At 54.4% G+C, this 17,394-nt stretch carries 12 protein-coding genes and 4 pseudogenes; 9 read left to right on the forward strand and 7 right to left on the reverse strand.

What is annotated here, in order from left to right:
- The 3 genes and pseudogenes from IR141_RS06960 to gatC form a co-directional block, all read right to left on the reverse strand.
- Positions 1-199 (reverse strand): annotated as a pseudogene (locus IR141_RS06960) (IS1595 family transposase); the annotation flags it as partial.
- 307 nt (positions 200-506) lie between these two features.
- The gene (gene gatA / locus IR141_RS06965) at positions 507-1,955 is read right to left on the reverse strand and encodes an Asp-tRNA(Asn)/Glu-tRNA(Gln) amidotransferase subunit GatA (protein ID WP_135035111.1); all 1,449 of its coding nucleotides are present in this window, start codon (positions 1,953-1,955) and stop codon (positions 507-509) included.
- A 71-nt stretch (positions 1,956-2,026) separates the two neighbouring features.
- Positions 2,027-2,317 (reverse strand): Asp-tRNA(Asn)/Glu-tRNA(Gln) amidotransferase subunit GatC, encoded by a 291-nt coding sequence (gene gatC / locus IR141_RS06970; protein ID WP_135035115.1) that lies wholly within the window; start codon positions 2,315-2,317, stop codon positions 2,027-2,029.
- 216 nt (positions 2,318-2,533) lie between these two features.
- Between gatC and IR141_RS06975 the strand changes: the two genes are divergently transcribed.
- From IR141_RS06975 to rodA, 5 genes are read left to right on the forward strand one after another with little or no spacing between them, the layout of a single operon-like run.
- Positions 2,534-3,574 carry a rod shape-determining protein gene (locus IR141_RS06975; RefSeq protein WP_135035118.1) on the forward strand — a complete coding sequence of 347 codons (1,041 nt, stop codon included), beginning with the start codon at positions 2,534-2,536 and terminating at the stop codon, positions 3,572-3,574.
- A gap of 35 nt (positions 3,575-3,609) precedes the next feature.
- Complete coding sequence (gene mreC / locus IR141_RS06980) at positions 3,610-4,449, forward strand: rod shape-determining protein MreC (protein WP_135035121.1); 840 nt, start codon at positions 3,610-3,612, stop codon at positions 4,447-4,449.
- Between the two features lie 8 nt (positions 4,450-4,457).
- Positions 4,458-4,958 (forward strand): rod shape-determining protein MreD, encoded by a 501-nt coding sequence (gene mreD, locus IR141_RS06985; RefSeq protein WP_135035124.1) that lies wholly within the window; start codon positions 4,458-4,460, stop codon positions 4,956-4,958.
- On the forward strand, positions 4,958-7,018 hold the full coding sequence (mrdA, locus tag IR141_RS06990; RefSeq protein WP_135035127.1) for a penicillin-binding protein 2: 2,061 nt from the start codon (positions 4,958-4,960) through the stop codon (positions 7,016-7,018). The genes mreD and mrdA overlap by 1 nt, the downstream gene beginning before the upstream one ends.
- Positions 7,019-7,071: 53 nt before the next feature.
- The gene (gene rodA / locus IR141_RS06995) at positions 7,072-8,121 is read left to right on the forward strand and encodes a rod shape-determining protein RodA (RefSeq protein WP_135035195.1); all 1,050 of its coding nucleotides are present in this window, start codon (positions 7,072-7,074) and stop codon (positions 8,119-8,121) included.
- A gap of 233 nt (positions 8,122-8,354) precedes the next feature.
- On the opposite strand, the pseudogene IR141_RS07000 reads toward rodA, so the two are convergent.
- A pseudogene (locus IR141_RS07000) lies at positions 8,355-8,707 on the reverse strand (DUF2628 domain-containing protein); the annotation flags it as partial.
- A 154-nt stretch (positions 8,708-8,861) separates the two neighbouring features.
- Here IR141_RS07000 and IR141_RS07005 point away from each other — a divergent pair.
- The 3 genes and pseudogenes from IR141_RS07005 to IR141_RS14190 form a co-directional block, all read left to right on the forward strand.
- Positions 8,862-9,521 (forward strand): MarC family protein, encoded by a 660-nt coding sequence (locus tag IR141_RS07005; RefSeq protein WP_135035130.1) that lies wholly within the window; start codon positions 8,862-8,864, stop codon positions 9,519-9,521.
- Between the two features lie 462 nt (positions 9,522-9,983).
- Positions 9,984-12,707, forward strand: coding sequence for a M16 family metallopeptidase (locus IR141_RS07010; protein WP_135035133.1), 2,724 nt, complete (start codon positions 9,984-9,986; stop codon positions 12,705-12,707).
- A 226-nt stretch (positions 12,708-12,933) separates the two neighbouring features.
- Positions 12,934-13,101 (forward strand): annotated as a pseudogene (locus tag IR141_RS14190) (YceI family protein); the annotation flags it as partial.
- Between the two features lie 186 nt (positions 13,102-13,287).
- Here the strand turns inward: IR141_RS14190 and IR141_RS07020 are convergent.
- The 3 genes and pseudogenes from IR141_RS07020 to IR141_RS07030 all read right to left on the reverse strand — a co-directional run bounded on the left by IR141_RS07020 (position 13,288) and on the right by IR141_RS07030 (position 15,694).
- A pseudogene (locus tag IR141_RS07020) lies at positions 13,288-13,949 on the reverse strand (IS1595 family transposase).
- Positions 13,950-14,060: 111 nt separating this feature from the next.
- On the reverse strand, positions 14,061-14,153 hold the full coding sequence (locus IR141_RS07025; RefSeq protein WP_135035139.1) for a methionine/alanine import family NSS transporter small subunit: 93 nt from the start codon (positions 14,151-14,153) through the stop codon (positions 14,061-14,063).
- A complete protein-coding gene (locus IR141_RS07030; protein WP_135035142.1) occupies positions 14,150-15,694 on the reverse strand; it encodes a sodium-dependent transporter in 1,545 nt (514 codons plus the stop codon). Before IR141_RS07030 ends, IR141_RS07025 begins: the two co-directional genes overlap by 4 nt.
- A gap of 262 nt (positions 15,695-15,956) precedes the next feature.
- On the opposite strand from IR141_RS07030, the gene mpl reads away from it, so the two are divergent.
- A complete protein-coding gene (gene mpl, locus IR141_RS07035; protein ID WP_135035145.1) occupies positions 15,957-17,339 on the forward strand; it encodes a UDP-N-acetylmuramate:L-alanyl-gamma-D-glutamyl-meso-diaminopimelate ligase in 1,383 nt (460 codons plus the stop codon).
- The last annotated feature ends 55 nt before the right edge of the window (positions 17,340-17,394 follow it).

Here is a 17,394-nt window from a genome sequence, read left to right on the forward strand (position 1 = left end):
CATCAACTTCTACTTCACCATCAAGCATTTCCAGATGCGGGCTGTTGTGATAGATAAGTAAGCGCAAACGGTGGAAGTAATAGGCAGCGGTATTTTTATTGACGCTAACTAATTGCGCCGCTGTGCGGGCGGTAACACCTGCAACAAATAGTTCAATCAGTTTGTTTTGCTTGTACTGACTTAAACGACTTTTTCTCATAGGGATTATTCTAACCTGAAGTTAAATTTCCCTAGTTATCTAGTACAGCCCCTTATTTTTTGCCAATAATTTTACTTCAACCGCTTTTAAGCCGCATTTATTTTGAGAAGGCTCGAATGCCACTTCATTACCATTATTTTCAGGCAAGTCTGCACCTTGAACATCTCTTACATTGTAGTAATACTCTTTGGAGTCGTAGTAATACTCTTTGGAGTCTTCACCAATAATCGAGCCAAACCCTTTATCTTATTAAACCATTTAACTTTTCCGTGCATAGTTTCTCCTTCAATAAAATAAAGTCATTTTTTTATTTAGGCATTCTGCTATGCCAACCGCTATTCAGCTGCATCTGATGCGCTGCCCCCAAAATTTTCGCTTCGGTGAAATAATTGCCGATTAACTGCACGCCCACGGGCAGGCCGTCTGAACCGAAACCGGCGGGCAGGGCCAGCGCGGGCAGGCCGGCGAGGTTGACGGCGATGGTGTAGATGTCGCTCAAATACATCTGCACGGGGTCGTTGATATCGCTGCCGAGTTTGGGCGCGGTGGTCGGTGCGGTGGGCGCGAGTATCACATCGCATTGCGTGAAGGCCGTCTGAAAATCGTTGGCGACCAAGCGGCGCAGTTTTTGCGCTTTCAGGTAATAGGCATCGTAATAACCGTGGCTCAACACATAAGTGCCGATCATGATGCGGCGCTTCACTTCGCTGCCGAAGCCTTCGGCGCGGGTGTGGCTGTACATTTCTTCCAAATCGCCGAATCGGGCGGCGCGGTGGCCGTAGCGCACGCCGTCATAGCGCGACAGATTGGTGCCGGCTTCGGCAGAAGCGAGCACATAATAGGCGGGAATCGATAATTCGGTTTGCGGCAGGGAAACCTCCACCATTTTGGCACCCATCGATTTGAGCAAATCGATGGCAGCCTGCAAGGCCGTCTGAACATCGGCACTGTTGCCTGCGCCCAAGTATTCTTTCGGCAAACCGACCCTCAAGCCTTTGAGCGGCCGGTTTAAGTCGCGGGTGTAGTCTTCTTTTTCGCGTTCCAAGCTGGTGGAATCGCGCGTATCGAAACTGGCCATGCTGTTTAATAAAATCGCGCAGTCTTCGGCGGTTTGCGCCATCGGGCCGGCCTGGTCGAAGCTGGAGGCATAGGCGACCATGCCGAAGCGGGAAACGATACCGTAGGTGGGCTTGATGCCGGTGATGCCGCAGTGTGAGGCGGGCTGGCGGATGGAGCCGCCGGTGTCGGAGCCAAGCGCAGCGGGTGTCAAACGGGCGGCGACCACGGCGGCGGAACCGCCGGACGAGCCGCCGGGCACGTTTTCAAGATTCCACGGGTTTCTGGCGGCACCGTAAAACGAAGTTTCGTTGGTGGAGCCCATGGCAAATTCGTCCATATTGGTGCGGCCGAGCGTAACCATGCCGGCATCGAGCAGGTTCTGCACCACGGTGGCGGTGTAGGGTGACACGAAATTATCGAGCATTCTGCTGGCACAGGCACTGCGCCAGCCGGTTTGGCAGAAAATATCTTTATAGGCAATCGGAACGCCGGTCAGCGCGGTGGCGTTGCCGGCGGCAATGCGCGCATCGGCGGCTTGGGCTTCAGCCAAAGTTTTTTCTTTATCTAAAGTGATGTAACCGTTGATGGCGGGGTTTGCGGCATCGATGGCGGCCAGATATTCTTGGGCGAGCTCGACTGCGGAAATTTTTTTGGCCTGCAGCAGTTGGCCGGCTTGTTTGAGGGTGTATGCGGTCATTTCGCGGTTTCCAACTTTTTCAGACGGCCTCAAGATTCAGGTGCAGCAGGCCGTCTGAAAAATTAAACGGTTTAATCTTCAATCACTTGGGGAACGATATACAAACGGTTGCGCACTTCGGGCGCAACAGCTTGGTATTGGGCGGCACGGTCGGTTTCGGTTACGGCATCTCCGCGCAGGCGCAGGGCGGCTTCATGCGGGTGTGCCATCGGTTCGATACCGTCAGTGTTTACGGTTTGCATTTTTTCCACTAATGAAAATATGTCATTCAATTCTTTCAGGTTTTGCGCTTTTTCCGCATCGGTAAGGCTCAGGCGGGAAAGACGGGCGATTTTCTCTACATCGCTCAGGGTGAGTGCCATAAAAAATCCTTAAAATTAATTCTGCAAATACCGAAACTGGGGTATTATTACGCGTTTATCCGGTTATTGCTCCGCTCAGCAGGCGATTATAACCGAAACCCAATCTTTCGGCATGGTGATTTCCGAGCATTTTAATAACAAAAGGCCGTCTGAAAAAGCTGTGCCGCCATTATCTTTTTATTGTTTAACAAAATATATCCACATTAGGAAATGTCTATGTTTCGCTTTCTCACCCGCTATTTTTCCAATGATCTGGCTATTGATTTGGGCACGGCCAACACCTTGATTTATATCCGCAACAAAGGGGTTGTGTTGGACGAGCCTTCGGTGGTGGCCATGCAGAACGATGCCGCCCACGGCAAAAGCGCGATTTTAGCCGTAGGCACCGAAGCCAAGAAAATGTTGGGACGCACCCCGGGCAGTATCCAGGCAATCCGCCCGATGAAAGACGGTGTGATTGCCGATTTCAACGTTACCGAAAAAATGCTCAAGCAGTTTATCAAAAAGGTGAACAACAGCCGTTTTGCAGCCGCGCCCCGCATCGTGATTTGCGTGCCCTGCGGTTCGACCCAGGTGGAGCGCAAGGCTATCCGCGATTCGGCGCTGGCGGCAGGCGCATCCAGCGTAAACCTGATTGAAGAGCCGATGGCCGCGGCCATCGGCGCGGGGCTGCCGATTGAGGAGCCTACCGGCTGCATGGTGGTGGACATCGGCGGCGGCACCACCGAAGTGGGCGTGATTTCGCTTTCGGGCGTGGTGTATTCGCACTCTATCCGCGTGGGCGGCGATGCGTTTGACGAGAGCATCATCAATTATGTGCGCCGCAACTACGGCATGCTGATCGGCGAGGCCACCGCCGAAGAAATCAAAACCAAAATCGGCTCGGCCTTTCCAGGCATGGAAGTCAATGAAATCGAAGTGAAAGGCCGCAATCTGGCCGAGGGCATTCCCCGTGCCTTCACCATCAGCTCCAACGAGGTGTTGGAAGCCTTAACCGAGCCGCTCAACCAAATTGTCCAATCGGTAAAAAACGCTTTGGAGCAAACGCCGCCCGAACTGGGTGCCGATATTGCCGAACGCGGCTTGGTGCTGACCGGCGGCGGTGCGCTGCTCAAAGGTTTAGACCGTCTGCTGGCCGAAGAAACCGGCCTGCCGGTGATGATTGCCGAAGATCCGCTCACCTGCGTGGCGCGCGGCTCGGGCAAGGCTTTGGATATGATCGGCAAACTGAATTCGATTTTTGTGGTCAACCCTTAACAGCCAAACCACTGCAGCAGGCCGTCTGAAAGATTATGTCTGAACCGTCGTTGAATTTCGCCCAAAAAGGCATGAAGCCGCTGAGCAAGCTGATTGTGCTCTCCATTGCCGGTGTGGCGCTGATGCTGCTCGATAACCGCTATGCCGCCGTGCAACACGCCAAAGGCTATGCGGCTACCACGCTTTATCCGCTGCAATGGCTGGCCAACCAACCGGTAAACCTTTACCGCTATGTGGCCGGGTTTATGCAGTCGCAGGCAAACCTCATGGCCGACAACAAACGCCTGAACGAAGAAAACGGCCGTCTGAAACTTTCAGATGCCCGCTTGTCTGTGCAAACCCGCGAGCTGGCCGAGCTGAAAAAGCTGTACGGCCTGCAACAAAGCGGTATCCGCATCAGCGGCGGTGCCGAAGTGATTTCAAACAGCAAAGATCCGCTGTCTGACAAGCTGATTATCAATAAAGGCGGGCGCAGCGGTTTGCAGGAAGGCGATGCCGTTATCGATCAAAACGGGCTTATCGGCCAGATTACTCAGGTGCAGCCTTTTTCTGCCGAGCTGACGCTGCTGACCAACAGTAAAACCATCGTGCCGGTGATGGTGGCGCGTACAGGCGTACGCAGCCTGCTCTACGGCAGCGGCGGTGCAGTCAGCCTGCGTTATTTTCCCGCCGATGCCGACTTGCGCCCCGGCGATGTTTTACTCACCTCCGGCCTTGACAGCGTTTACCCCGAAGGCATTCCCGTAGCCAAGGTAGAACAGGTTGCCCGCGCTGACGGCACGCCTTATTACCGGGTAGGCCTGAAGCCGCTTTCGGGGTTTAGAAGCAGCAAATATGTGTTGGTGCTGCCGCAACAGCAGCCTCCTGCCCTTTAATTCCAGCCATGACTGATTCCGAAGAATTTCACAGCCGCGTGCCAAAACGCATTACCGTATCCGGCTTCATGCTTGCCATGTTGTTGGATTTTATGCCGTTTCCGTTTGAAACGTTTTTCTGGCTACCCGAATTTACCGCATTGGTGCTGCTTTATTGGGCTTTATACAAACCCCAGTCGGTCGGTGTGGGCATTGCGTTTGCCGTGGGGCTGCTGGCCGATGTCGGCACCGCCGCGCCGCTCGGCCTGCACGCGCTGTCGTATATGGTGATGGTGTTTTTGGTGCAGCAGCGGCAACGGCAGATTATGGTGCACAGCTACGGCATACAGGCGGTGGCAGTGTTGTGCGCCCTGCTCTGCAATCAGGCGGTGATGGCTTTGATACGCTTGATGCACGACCACCGTTTCACCGATTGGCAGGGCTTTGCCGCGCCGTTTGTCGGTGCGCTGCTGTGGCCTCTGCTGAGCAAAGTGATGCTCGGCCTGCTTAACTCACGCCGTTTACGCTGATGGACAACAACCTCTACCAATATACAGGCCACGATCACGATGTGGCCAGCAGACAGCGCGATTTTATGTTGCGGCTGGTGTTGGCCTTTGCATTGATGGTGGTTTTGTTTGCCCTGCTTTTGGGCAGGTTTGTGTATCTGCAAGTATTCAAACACCACGAGTATGTGGCCCAAGCCAACACCAACCGTATTTCTTTGGTGCCCACCCCGCCGATACGCGGCGAAATCATCGATACCAACGGCGTGGTGCTGGCCAGCAACTATCCGGCCTATTCTTTAGAAATCGTGCCCGGAGAGATCAAGGGCAAAACAGAAGACACCATCGAAGCCCTGCGGGCGTATGTGGACATCACCCCGGGCGACTTGAAGCGTTTCAGAAAATTCCGCGCCGAATACCGTTCTTTTGAGAATATTCCGCTCAAACTCAAACTGCAACCCGATGAAGCTGCACGTCTTTCTGCCCAACTTTACCGTTTCAAGGGCGTGGAAATCAACGCACGCACATTCCGCAACTACCGCTACCCCGAGCTGACGGCCCATTTTCTCGGCTATATCGGCCGTATCAGCGACCGCGACCAAAAAAAACTTGAAGAAGAAAGCCTTGTTTCGCTCTACCGTGGCAGCACCCATATCGGCAAATCGGGGCTGGAGGGCTTTTACGAACGCCAGCTTCACGGCACGCCCGGCTATCAGGAAGTAGAAAAAGATGCTTACGGACATGTGGTGCGCGTTTTGAAAACCGTGCCGGCCAAAACCGGCCAAACGCTGCGGCTGGCAATGGATATCCGCCTTCAGCAAGAAGCCGACCGCCTGATGAACGGCCGCCGCGGCGCAATTATCGCCCTCAACCCGCAAACGGGCGGCGTGTTGGCCTTTGTGTCCAAACCCTCGTTCGACCCCAATCTGTTTATTGACGGCATCGACAGCGACACTTGGAAAGCCCTTAATGAAGACTGGCAGCGGCCGTTGATCAACCGTGTAACACAAGGCCTGTATCCGCCCGGCTCCACCTTCAAGCCGTTTATGGGCATGGCCTTGCTCGAAAGCGGCAAAATCACCCAAACCACGGTGGTGCCCGCCCCGGGCGCGTGGAGCATTCCGGGCTCGCGCCACCTGTTTCGCGACTCGGTACGCCGAGGCCACGGTTCGGCCAATTTGAGTAAAGCGGTTCAAGTATCCTCCGACACGTTTTTCTACCGCCTGGGCTATGAGTTGGGCATCGACAAAACCGCTCCCTATCTGGCCGAATTCGGCTTGGGTTCGCCCACCGGCATCGACTTGCCCAATGAATACAAAGGCATTCTGCCTTCGCGCGAATGGAAAGCCAAACGGTTTGCCAAATCGAAAGACCCTAAAACGCGCCAATGGCAGCCGTCTGAAATGGTTTCGGTGAGCATAGGCCAGGGCTATAATGCCTACACCCCCCTTCAGATGGCCCATGCCACCGCCTCTCTTGCCAATGACGGTGTAGTGTACCGCCCGCATTTGGTCAAAGAGCTGATCAATCACGAGCGGCGCGAAATCACACTCATCAGCCCCAAACCCGAGCGCAGCATTCCGTTCAAACAGAGCAATTTCGAATACGTTAAACAGGCGATGGCCAGAGTGCTGCAGCCGGGCGGCACCGCCCACCGTATCGGCCACGGCCTGCCCTACACCATGGGCGGCAAAACCGGCACCGCCCAAGTGGTGCAGATTAAACAGGGGGCGCGTTATAACGCCGCCGCGCTGGCCGAGCAGCACCGCGACCACGCTTGGTTTATTTCTTTCGCACCGGTTGAAAAACCGCAAATCGCCATTGCCGTGCTGCTGGAAAACGGCGGCTGGGGAGCCAGTGCCGCACCGCTGGCGCGCAGCCTGAGCGATTATTACCTTCTCACTCTGAAAGCAGGCCGTGTGCCGGCAGGAGCCGTTCAGGCTGCCGGCACTTCCGCCCCTCAGCAGGAAAACACCCCGCAAACCGTAACCGGTGCCCCCGCCTCTCCGCCGGCAGCATCGGTGTTCCAACAGGCTTACGCCACAGCCGGCAACGTTCAGACGGCCTCGGGAGCGACACCTTGAACATCAACGAAGACACGCTGTTCGACAGAATCAAACGCACCATATGGCAGCCTATGGATCCGTGGCTGTTTTATGCCATGCTGGCGGTTTACATTATGAGCCTGTTTCTGCTTTATTCTGCCGACGGGCAGGATATCGGTCAGCTTGAAAACAAAACCCTGCACACCGTGTTGGGCTTTGTTTTGCTGTGGTTTATCGCCAGAACCCACCCGCAGACCCTGGCGGTGTTTGCCCTGCCCGTATATACCGCAGGGGTGGTATTACTGTTGGGCGTGCATTTTTTCGGCATTACCGTTAATGGCGCACAACGCTGGCTCGATATCGGTGTGGTGCGCATTCAGCCGTCTGAAATCATGAAAATCGGCCTGCCCATGATGGTGGCGTGGTTTCTCCAGCGTTATGAAATGTCGCTGCGCTGGTATCACTATTTGGCCGCCATTGCGCTGGTGCTGGTGCCCGGCGCGCTGATTCTGAAGCAGCCCGACCTCGGCACCGCCGCGCTGATTATGGCTTCGGGGCTGTTTGTGGTGTTTTTTGCCGGGTTGCCGTGGAAGGTGATTTTTGCCGCCGTTGCCGGCTTTGTGGCCGCGCTGCCGCTGATTTGGCACTACGGTATGCACGATTATCAAAAAACGCGCGTGCTCACCCTGCTCGACCCCACAAAAGACCCGCTCGGCGCGGGCTACCATATTTTGCAGTCGATGATTGCCATCGGCTCCGGCGGTGTTTGGGGCAAAGGCTGGCTCAACGGCACGCAAACCCATCTCGACTATATCCCCGAAGCCACCACCGATTTTATTTTCGCGGTTTACGGCGAAGAATTCGGCTTAATCGGCAACATATTGCTGCTGGTGATTTATCTGCTGATACTCGGGCGCGGCCTCTACATCGCCGCCAAAGCCCCCACACTCTACAGCCGCACGCTGGCAGGCGCACTCACCATGACGTTTTTCTGCTATGCTTTCGTCAATATGGGCATGGTCAGCGGCATACTGCCTGTGGTGGGCGTGCCGCTGCCGCTGGTGAGCTACGGCGGCACCGCCACGCTGTCGATCATGGTGGTGCTCGCCCTGCTGATGGGCATCAGCAACCAGCGGCGGTAACCAGTCTGCCTGCCGAAGAATGCCCGCCGAAGAATAAAGGATGATCAAACAATCAGATTATTTTCAGACGGCCTGTGCCTTATCAAAGGCCGTCTGAAAATATATTGGATGCGGTGTTAAAGAAAGCAGGCAGCCGCCCGTGGAAACAGCCGCAGCGCAGGCCTGCATCCATGCTCAAGGTTACGTTTCTGCTCCGGCCTCTGCCGGGCGGCTTGTTTTTCATTATTTGAAATATGCAGAGCCACCGCCGCTTCGGGATTCGGTGCCGAAACCGATTCGGGTATCTGCAAATAACCGCGCTTGAGCAGATTGCGTTCGCGCAGTCTGTTGCCGTGTATGCCGAATACGATGCTGACCGCTAGGCTGAGTAGTATATTAATCAGGTTATCTTCAGGTTATCTAAAGATTCGTTACCGCCTGCCGCAACACCCAATACAAAAAACACAGCCAGCAGCCCCACGCCCAGAAGCCACATTTTTTTCACACAAGCCCAAACGGCACCAAAGAAAAATGCAGGCCAAGACCAACCCTGCTTGACCGCTTCATAGCGGCCGGCAGAATGTGTAAAGATTTTACAAGTCTTCATAAAAAAAACCTTTAATTAAAAAATGAGCAGATATGCAGAAAAAACCACACCCACCACTAAAAAGCAACCAGCAGGCAGGCGGCAGGGTTATGCCACTCCAATAGAATATGGCTTTGTATAAAAACATTGAAACCACACAACGCAAGGAACCCTTATGATAGGCATGGAAATCGGCAAGCTGATTTTGGCATTTATGGTGCTGATCAACCCCTTCGGCGCGCTTTCGATTTATCTCGACCTCACCCGCAATCTGAGCAAGCGCGAGCGGCGCAGGGTTACCCAGATAGCCTCGCTCACCGTTTTTATCGGCATTGCCGCCTTCACCCTCACCGGCGGCATGATTTTGCGGCTCTTCGGCATCAGTGTCGGCGCGTTTCAGGTGGGCGGCGGCATCTTGGTGCTGCTGATTGCCATTTCGATGATGAACCAGGGCAGCAACCCCGCCAAGCCCGATGTCGGCACCGATGAAAGCAACGATATCACCATCCGCCCCAAACAGATGCAGAATATCGGCGCCATTGCCGTGGTGCCGCTGGCGATTCCCATGATGATAGGGCCCGGCGGCATTTCAACCGTGATTATTTACGCCTCGGCCGCCGAAAGCTATCGGGATATTTTGTCGATACTGGTCGCCGGCCTGATTATCAGCCTGATCTGCTACACCGTGTTGGCAGCGGCTTCCCGCGTAAGCAAAAAGCTGGGCGACACCGGCCTGACCATTCTCAACCGCATCATGGGCATGCTGCTGGCGGCGGTATCGGTGGAAATTATCGTGGCCGGCCTGAAAGCCCTGTTTCCGCAACTGCTTGCCTGAATAAGGCACCACAATGTTGGTTAATTGGCTGCACAAGGCCGTCTGAAACTGCAATTTCTTGTTTTCAGACGGCCTTGTGTATTCAATATAATTAAAAACAGGCATAATGCAGCCTAAAGCAGCTAAATTTGCGCCGGCAATTTCTGCCGCAAAATAAAATGCAGCGGAAGAAATCGAACAAAACAAGGCAACCGGCCTTAACACTGCCAGCAATACAAAGTCGGAGCCATGCCGTATCCGCTTATATTTAATCTGCAATAGTGGATCACGCATTTCCGGCACCAAGTAAGCCGCAGGCAATACAGAGCGCACAAAACCGGCTCTGTTGCCGCTTCGGCGGCTTAAACCGCTGCCTCCGAACCGAAGCGCAGCAACGCCGCAACGGCAACAAAACAGATTTGCCACACCCATAACAACACCGCCCCGCCGCCTGCCGCAGGGCGTTAACCGACACATTACAATATGCTCTTATTCCCGCGTTTACTGCTGTTTGCCGCAGCAGCCCTCTCCATCGCCTTTGCGCGTGCCGCCCAAACCGAATATACCGCAGGCACACTCGACAACGGCTTGGCATATCATATTTTCAAAGTGCCTTCCGCCGAGCGCCGCCTGGTGCTTCGCCTGCAAATCAACGCGGGCGCTGCCGATGAAAACGAAGGCGAAGAAGGTATCGCACACATCACCGAACATATGGTATTCCAAAGCTCGCCGGCATTCCCGCAGGGTTTGGGCAACCGCCTCAATGCCGAAGGCTGGCAGATGGGCAGGCATTACAATGCCCAAACCGGCTACCGCCATACCCGCTATATGCTGACACCGCCCTACGGCAGACGGCAGCTTGAACAGGCCCTGGCCGTTTACCGGCAAATTCTCACCCCCCAAACGTTTTCTCCGGCCGACTGGGTTAAAGAGCAGCAGGTTGTGCTGGGCGAGTGGCGCGGGCAGCAAACACTCCCACACCGCTTAAACCGGCAATACCACGCCCTGCTGCACAGCGGCTCGCGCAGTGCGCGCTACGCCCCCATCGGCAGCAAAACCGCCATCGAAACCGCGCAGGCGGCTACTGCCGGCCGCTTCCACAACAAATGGTACGGCAGCAATAATGCTGTGTTGGTAGTGGCAGGCAACATCAATCCTAAAAAAGCTGCGGCCGCCATCAAAGAAAACTTAGGCCGTCTGAAACCCATCGCGCTGCCTGAACGCGAAGCCGGTGAATACGAACCCAAACTCACCGATACACCGCGCACCGAACACATACACGATAAAGACAACACCGAAACCAAACTGTCATTGGTTTACCGCTTTCACAACACCCCATCGCAAAGCAGCGGCAGCCAAGGCTATTACCACCGCCTGCTGGACAACTTCGCCGCCCATATCGTCAACCTCCGTCTGCAAAATACGGAGCCGTCTGTATCATTCAAACTCGGCAACATCGGCAAACAAACCGGCTCGCTGATATTTTATGCCGATGCTGCCACAGGCGCGCAGGAGGCACTCAATCTGCTTAACAACGCCGTGGAAACCATCCGTCTGCAACCTGCCGGCAATGAAGAAACCGCCGCCTACCGCAAGGTGTTGCACAACCATATGAACACCATTCCCGCCCTGCCCGACAACCTGCCCCAAATCGTGCAGCTGGCTGACGACACCGTTCTTTCAGACAAACCCGTCCCCACACCCGACAATCAAACCCTCGAGCGAGGCCAGCTTTACCGAATCAGTGCCTCCGCCGTAAATAAACGCATCGCCGCCTGGCTGACTGCTTCCGACCGGCTTACCGTGATTCAAGCCCCCGAAAACACACTTGATCTTGCCGGCAAATCAAGCAACCCTATTGCGGCACTACAACGCAAACCCGATAACCGTGCTGCCGTGCCTGCTGCTGCCGCGACAACCGCCCGATCGACCGCAAACACTTTTCCGCCGCACACAGGGCAAGGCAGAATCGTGTCGGAGAGTTTTGACAGCAACAATAAAGTCAGCTATCTGCAATTCAGCAACGGCGACAAAGCCGTGCTGCTGCAAAAAGCCGTGGCAGGCAGCAAGATCTATTTCAAAGCTGTATCTGAGGGCGGTTACCGGCAAAACGGCCTTAACGAGTGGCAGGCTCAGTTGGCGGCCGGTGCAGTTTCACATTCTTCGCCCGCTGATTTCGGCGGCCGTTCGCTCAAACAATGGCAGCAGCAGCAAGGCATCACCTACCGTTACCGCCTTGAAAACGACCATCAAACCACCGATATTCAAGCCCCGAAACAAACACTCGAAGCCCTGCTGCAACTTTACCGCAGCCGCCAGACAGCCCCATCTGCCGGGCCTTGGCAAAACGTGATCGAAACCGCCGCCCTGCGCCACCCCGTTTACCTGCAATCCGTTCCCGGACGGCAGGAAATAGAACTGGAATTGCTGCGCTACGGCCGCCCGGAAAGCCGGGCACAAAACAGCAGCGAAATACGCGCACTCACCGAAACCGACCTGCTGCAACATTGGAAACAGCTTTCTTCGGCACCCACAACCTATTATGTGGCCAGCAGCCTGCCGTCTGAAAAAATCAAACCGCTTTTGGCGCAATATCTGGCCGATATTCCACGCCGCGCCGCCGAAAACCGCCCTGTCGAACTGTTGAAAGGCAGCACCCTGCGCCGTGCTGCAATTAACGACACCGGCGGTACGGATATCAACGCTTGGTCGTGGCAGCCGTTCTATGATTGGACACCCGACACCTCCGAGCAGATTCCGCTTTTGGTCAATCTCGCCAACGCCCGCCTGAAAGATGCGCTGCGCAGCCGCAACCAAAATACCTACGGCGTAAAATTTACCGCCCGGCCGCAACCCGTTTACAACCGGGTAGAAAGCAACCTGTTTTTCAGCACCCGCCCCGAACAGGCTGCCGAAGCCTGGCAAACTGCCCGGCAAATATTGGAAAGTCTCCCCGAAAATATCAGCAAAACCGAGGCCGATAATCTGCAACAACTTTTTATCGAACAGGAAGCCAAGCGGCAACAAAATCCCGAAATATGGCTGGAGCGGCTGGCCGCCAGCCACCGCCGCTACGGCGATGCCCGCTATCTCAGCCGCCTGCCTGAGTTACACCGAACCATCATCCAAACCCGACTGCGCCAAACAGCAAAATTGCTATGGTCCAGCCCGAATGCACGGGTGCTGTTAATCGACCCGGCGCAATAAATTTTTAGCCACAAACCCGATATTTTAGGCACAACAGGCTGAGATCTTGCATTCAAACTTGTCCATCTCAGTGATCTCTATGAAAAACCTGTTAAACACTTTGTTTCACCATTACCAGCAACAATACTGCCTGCCGGCTCCTATAATTTCAGAGGCAATGTGCAGTTTGACCGTCAAGCCTAAACTAGCTCCATTGACATGAAAATTCCACCTAACATCATCAGCTCCCAACAACACTCAATTGAACGGACACCTGAAAAGCACCGACTTGTTCAATGTTGCCCAATACCCTGAAATTTGCTTCCAATCCACTTGCTTTAACGTTAAAGACAATCAAGCCAGATCTGTAATCAGCAATCTCACTCTGTTGGGAAAACTGTATCTGTTACCTTGAAAGCTACCAAATTCAATTGTTATAAAGACCCATATTGAAAGAAAGCCAAAATCTGCGGCAGGGATTTTGAAACCGTTATAGGCTGAAGCAAATGAGGAAATAATTATAGCGTTGCTCCGGCCACTACATGACTTATTCTGTCTGCTACTAGCAACCTTACAGTTTAGGAGCTGACGTAAATTAGCCCTAAATTCCACACCAATCACACAGCGTTTTTAGCTGCCTAACAGTGTGCTGAAGTTGAAACCGAAACCCACTTTTTTTCAAGAACAGTGGAAAGGATTTTCGGTCAATAACGTTATATTTGCGCAAAAACGCGCTGCGCCTGATTCCAAAAATTTTCCATGCCGTTGATATGGTTTTGGCAGTCGGCAAACGCTTTGGAATGGTTGATACGGTGGTGGGTAAAACCGCTTACATCCGGCTTGCCACAGCTGCTCAGGCCATCCGTATAAACGATACTGTCCGGCATGATTTTCTTTTTGATTACAGGCACTAATGGCTCGGACTCGGCATTACCGGCTACAACCGTATATAACCTGACTGCCGTTATATAACCTGACTGCCGTTGCAGAATGCCGAAAACGACCGCTTTCCCTGCCACACTGCTTCCGCATTTTCCTTTGCGATGACCGCCGGAACAGCTTTCATCCGGCTCAACCGGAACGTCAAAAATTTCATCGGCAGCAGTGTTAAATGACGGCTGATGACTTGGCGGATTTTGCAGTAGAATAATGTCGCCGAATTGGGGTGTCCAAAATATCGGCAGCGGAACGGGCAGTAACTTGGGGTACAAAAAATTCAAGCAGTTTCTTTTGAACTCTCTTGCTTAATTTGCAATGGGTTATCTACATTTTCGTAGCTTGGCATCATTACCAATCTACGTCAGCCCCTTAAAAAGAAGGGCCGTCTGAAAATATTTTCAGACGGCCTTTGATGATTTGCGGTTTGGTGGTGGGTTATTCTTTCGGCAGGCGTATCACTGAAAGAATAAACCCGCCCCAAATGATAATAAGCGTTATCACGAGCATGGTGATGGCGGCGGTGTTCATGGTTGTTCTCCTTTGTGGGTGCCGTTTGACGGGTGGGCTTCATCGGGGTTGAATTTGTTTTCCATGCGCCAGGGCAGCAGCGACAGCAGCAGTGCCAGCACAACCAAGCCCAGCGACATGCCCCAGCCGAAAGTGTTTAAGAACCAGTCGGGGTAGCCTTCGTAGTTTTCGGCCAGCAGGGTTTGGGTGTCGTTAAACAGCATATAGCCGAGTACGGCGATGGTGATGCCCACGAAAATATACCATAAGGTGCCGATTTTAAAAGATGAAACTGTGTTGATGTGTTGGCGCAGCACCGGCAGTTTTTTTGCGGCGGCCAAAGCTAAAACATATAGGAAACCGGCGGCAACAATGCCGTAGGTATTGACGAATTTATCCAACACATCCAATACCGGCAGGCCGGTGGTGGTGCCGAAAAGCAGTGCCGAAACGATGCCCATCGGCAGACATACGGCGAAGGTTGCGGCAATGCGCCCCAGGCGCAGTTTGTCTTGCACTGCGGCGATAATTACCTCCACAATCGAAATCATCGAGGTGATGCCGGCAAAAACCAGCGAGCCGAAGAACAGTAGGCCGATTAACGGGCCGAACGGTGCTTGGTTGATGATGGTGGGGAAGGCGATAAAGGCCAAACCGATGCCTGAAGAGGCCACATCGCTGACTTCTTTGCCTGCGGCAGCGGCCATGAAGCCCAGCGCGGCAAACACGCCGATGCCGGCCAATACTTCAAAACTGCTGTTGGCAAAGCCCACAACCAGGCCGGTGCCGGTAAGGTCGGATTTGGGTTTCAGATAAGAAGAGTAAGTTACCATAATGCCGAAGCAGATGGAAAGCGAGAAGAAAATCTGGCCGTAGGCGGCAACCCACACACCGGGATTGGAGAGCTTCGACCAATCGGGCGTGAACAGCGCATCCAAACCTTTGGCCGCTCCCGGAAGGGTCAGCGCGATGGCGACCATAATCAGAAACATCACCACCAAAAGCGGCATAAAGAAGCTCGATGAGCGCGCCACGCCTTTTTGCACGCCCAATGCGAGAATCAGAAAAGTAAAAATCCACACGCCGACTAAGGGGCCGAGCACTTTGCCCACGAAATCGAAGCCTACGGATGCGCCGTCTGCCATATGCAGATAGTCTTTAAAGAAAAAAGCCTGCGGGTCGGCACCCCATGCGCCCACCAGCGAATAATAGGTGTAGCTGGCTGCCCAGCCGATAATCACGGCATAGTAGATGCAGATAATCACGTTGGCCAGCACGTTCCACCAGCCGAAAGGCTCTAAGGCGCGGTTGATGCGGCGGAACGCCAACGGAGGCGAGCCGCGGTAACGGTGGCCGATGGCGTAGTCTAAAAACAGCAAGGGAATACCTGCGGTGAGCAGCGCAATCAGGTAGGGAACGATAAACGCGCCGCCGCCGTTGTCGTAAGCTACATAGGGGAAACGCCAAATATTGCCCAAACCTACCGCCGAGCCGATGGCGGCAAACATAAATGCTTTACGGCTCGAGAAGGTTTCGCGTTTGGATTGGTTAGAATCAGACACGGTGATACCTCTTCAAAATTCAAATATGGTTTTATCTGCCGGCAGACCTGAAGTGTGTGCAGCAGGCGGGTTTCTGCCGGTAAGGTTGCTATCATACTGATTTATGTAAAGTTGTGCGAGAAAAATTAAGGGGTGGGCTTGTGCGGCTGGCACTCACCGCGCGGCCTGCGGCTGCAGGCATCGGGCAGAAAACCGGCAGGGCGGCGCAGACACACCGCCGATTCACTATATAATCACATTTTTTACGCGCAGAAATCCAGCTATGAAACATATCCACATTATCGGTATCGGCGGCACCTTTATGGGCGGTGTGGCGGCCATTGCCCAAGAAGCAGGCTTTAAAGTAACCGGCTGCGATGCCAAAATCTACCCGCCGATGAGCACCCAGCTCGAGGGCTTGGGCATCGCCGTGCACGAAGGCTTTGATGCCGCACAGCTGGATATTTTTCCCGCCGATGTTTATGTGATCGGCAATGTAGCCAAGCGCGGCATGGAAGTGGTGGAAGCGGTGATGAACCGCGGCCTGCCTTATACTTCCGGCCCGCAGTGGCTGGCCGAAAATGTGTTGCAGGGGCGTTGGGTGCTGGGCGTAGCCGGCACACACGGCAAAACCACCACCGCTTCGATGCTGGCGTGGGTGCTTGAATACGCCGGTTTGGCACCGGGCTTTCTGATAGGCGGCGTGCCGCAGAATTTCAGCGTGTCTGCCCGCCTGCCGCAGCATCCGCGCCAAGACCCGCATTCACAGTCGCCGTTTTTCGTTATCGAAGCCGATGAATACGACACTGCATTTTTCGACAAACGCAGCAAATTCGTGCATTACCGCCCGCGCACCGCTGTTTTGAACAATCTCGAATTCGACCATGCCGATATTTTCGCCGACCTGGCCGCCATTCAAACCCAATTCCACCACCTTGTGCGCACCATTCCTTCAGACGGCCTGATTGTTGCCAACGGCACCGAGCAAAGTCTGCAAGACACCTTGGATAAAGGCTGTTGGACGGCCGTTGAAACCTTCGGCACCGCTTCAGGCTGGCAGGCAGGCAGCGCGGCGGCAGACAGCTCGTTTGACGTTCTGCTGCAAGGGCAGGCAGTCGGGCGGGTAGCGTGGAGCCTGATCGGCGGCCACAACCGCATGAACGCATTGGCCGTGATTGCCGCCGCCCGCCACGCCGGTGTGGATGTTCAGACGGCCTGCGAAGCCTTGAGTGCCTTTAAAAACGTGAAACGGCGCATGGAAATCAAAGGCGAGGCCGGCGGCGTTACCGTTTATGACGATTTCGCCCACCACCCCACCGCCATCGCCGCCACCGTGGCAGGCCTGCGCCAAAAAGTGGGGGCGGCGCGTATTTTGGCCGTGTTGGAGCCGCGTTCCAACACCATGAAGCTCGGCACCATGAAAGCCGCGCTGCCTGAAAGCCTGGCAGAAGCCGACCAAGTGTTCTGTTATGCAGGCGGTGTCGATTGGGATGCTGCCGGCGCGCTTGCCCCGCTGGGAAGCAAACTGCACACAGATAAAGATTTCGATGCCTTCACGGCGGCAGTTGCAGCAGCCGCCCGGCAGGGCGACCATATCCTGGTGATGAGCAACGGCGGCTTCGGCGGCATCCACGACAAGCTGTTGACTTTGCTGGAAGAGCGTTAAACCGCAGCCGGTTGTTGAGCCGGAATGTATTGATAACATGCCCATCAGGCCGTCT

Origin of the sequence: Neisseria sp. 19428wB4_WF04 (assembly GCF_015235335.1) — a bacterium.
Lineage (GTDB): Bacteria > Pseudomonadota > Gammaproteobacteria > Burkholderiales > Neisseriaceae > Neisseria > Neisseria musculi.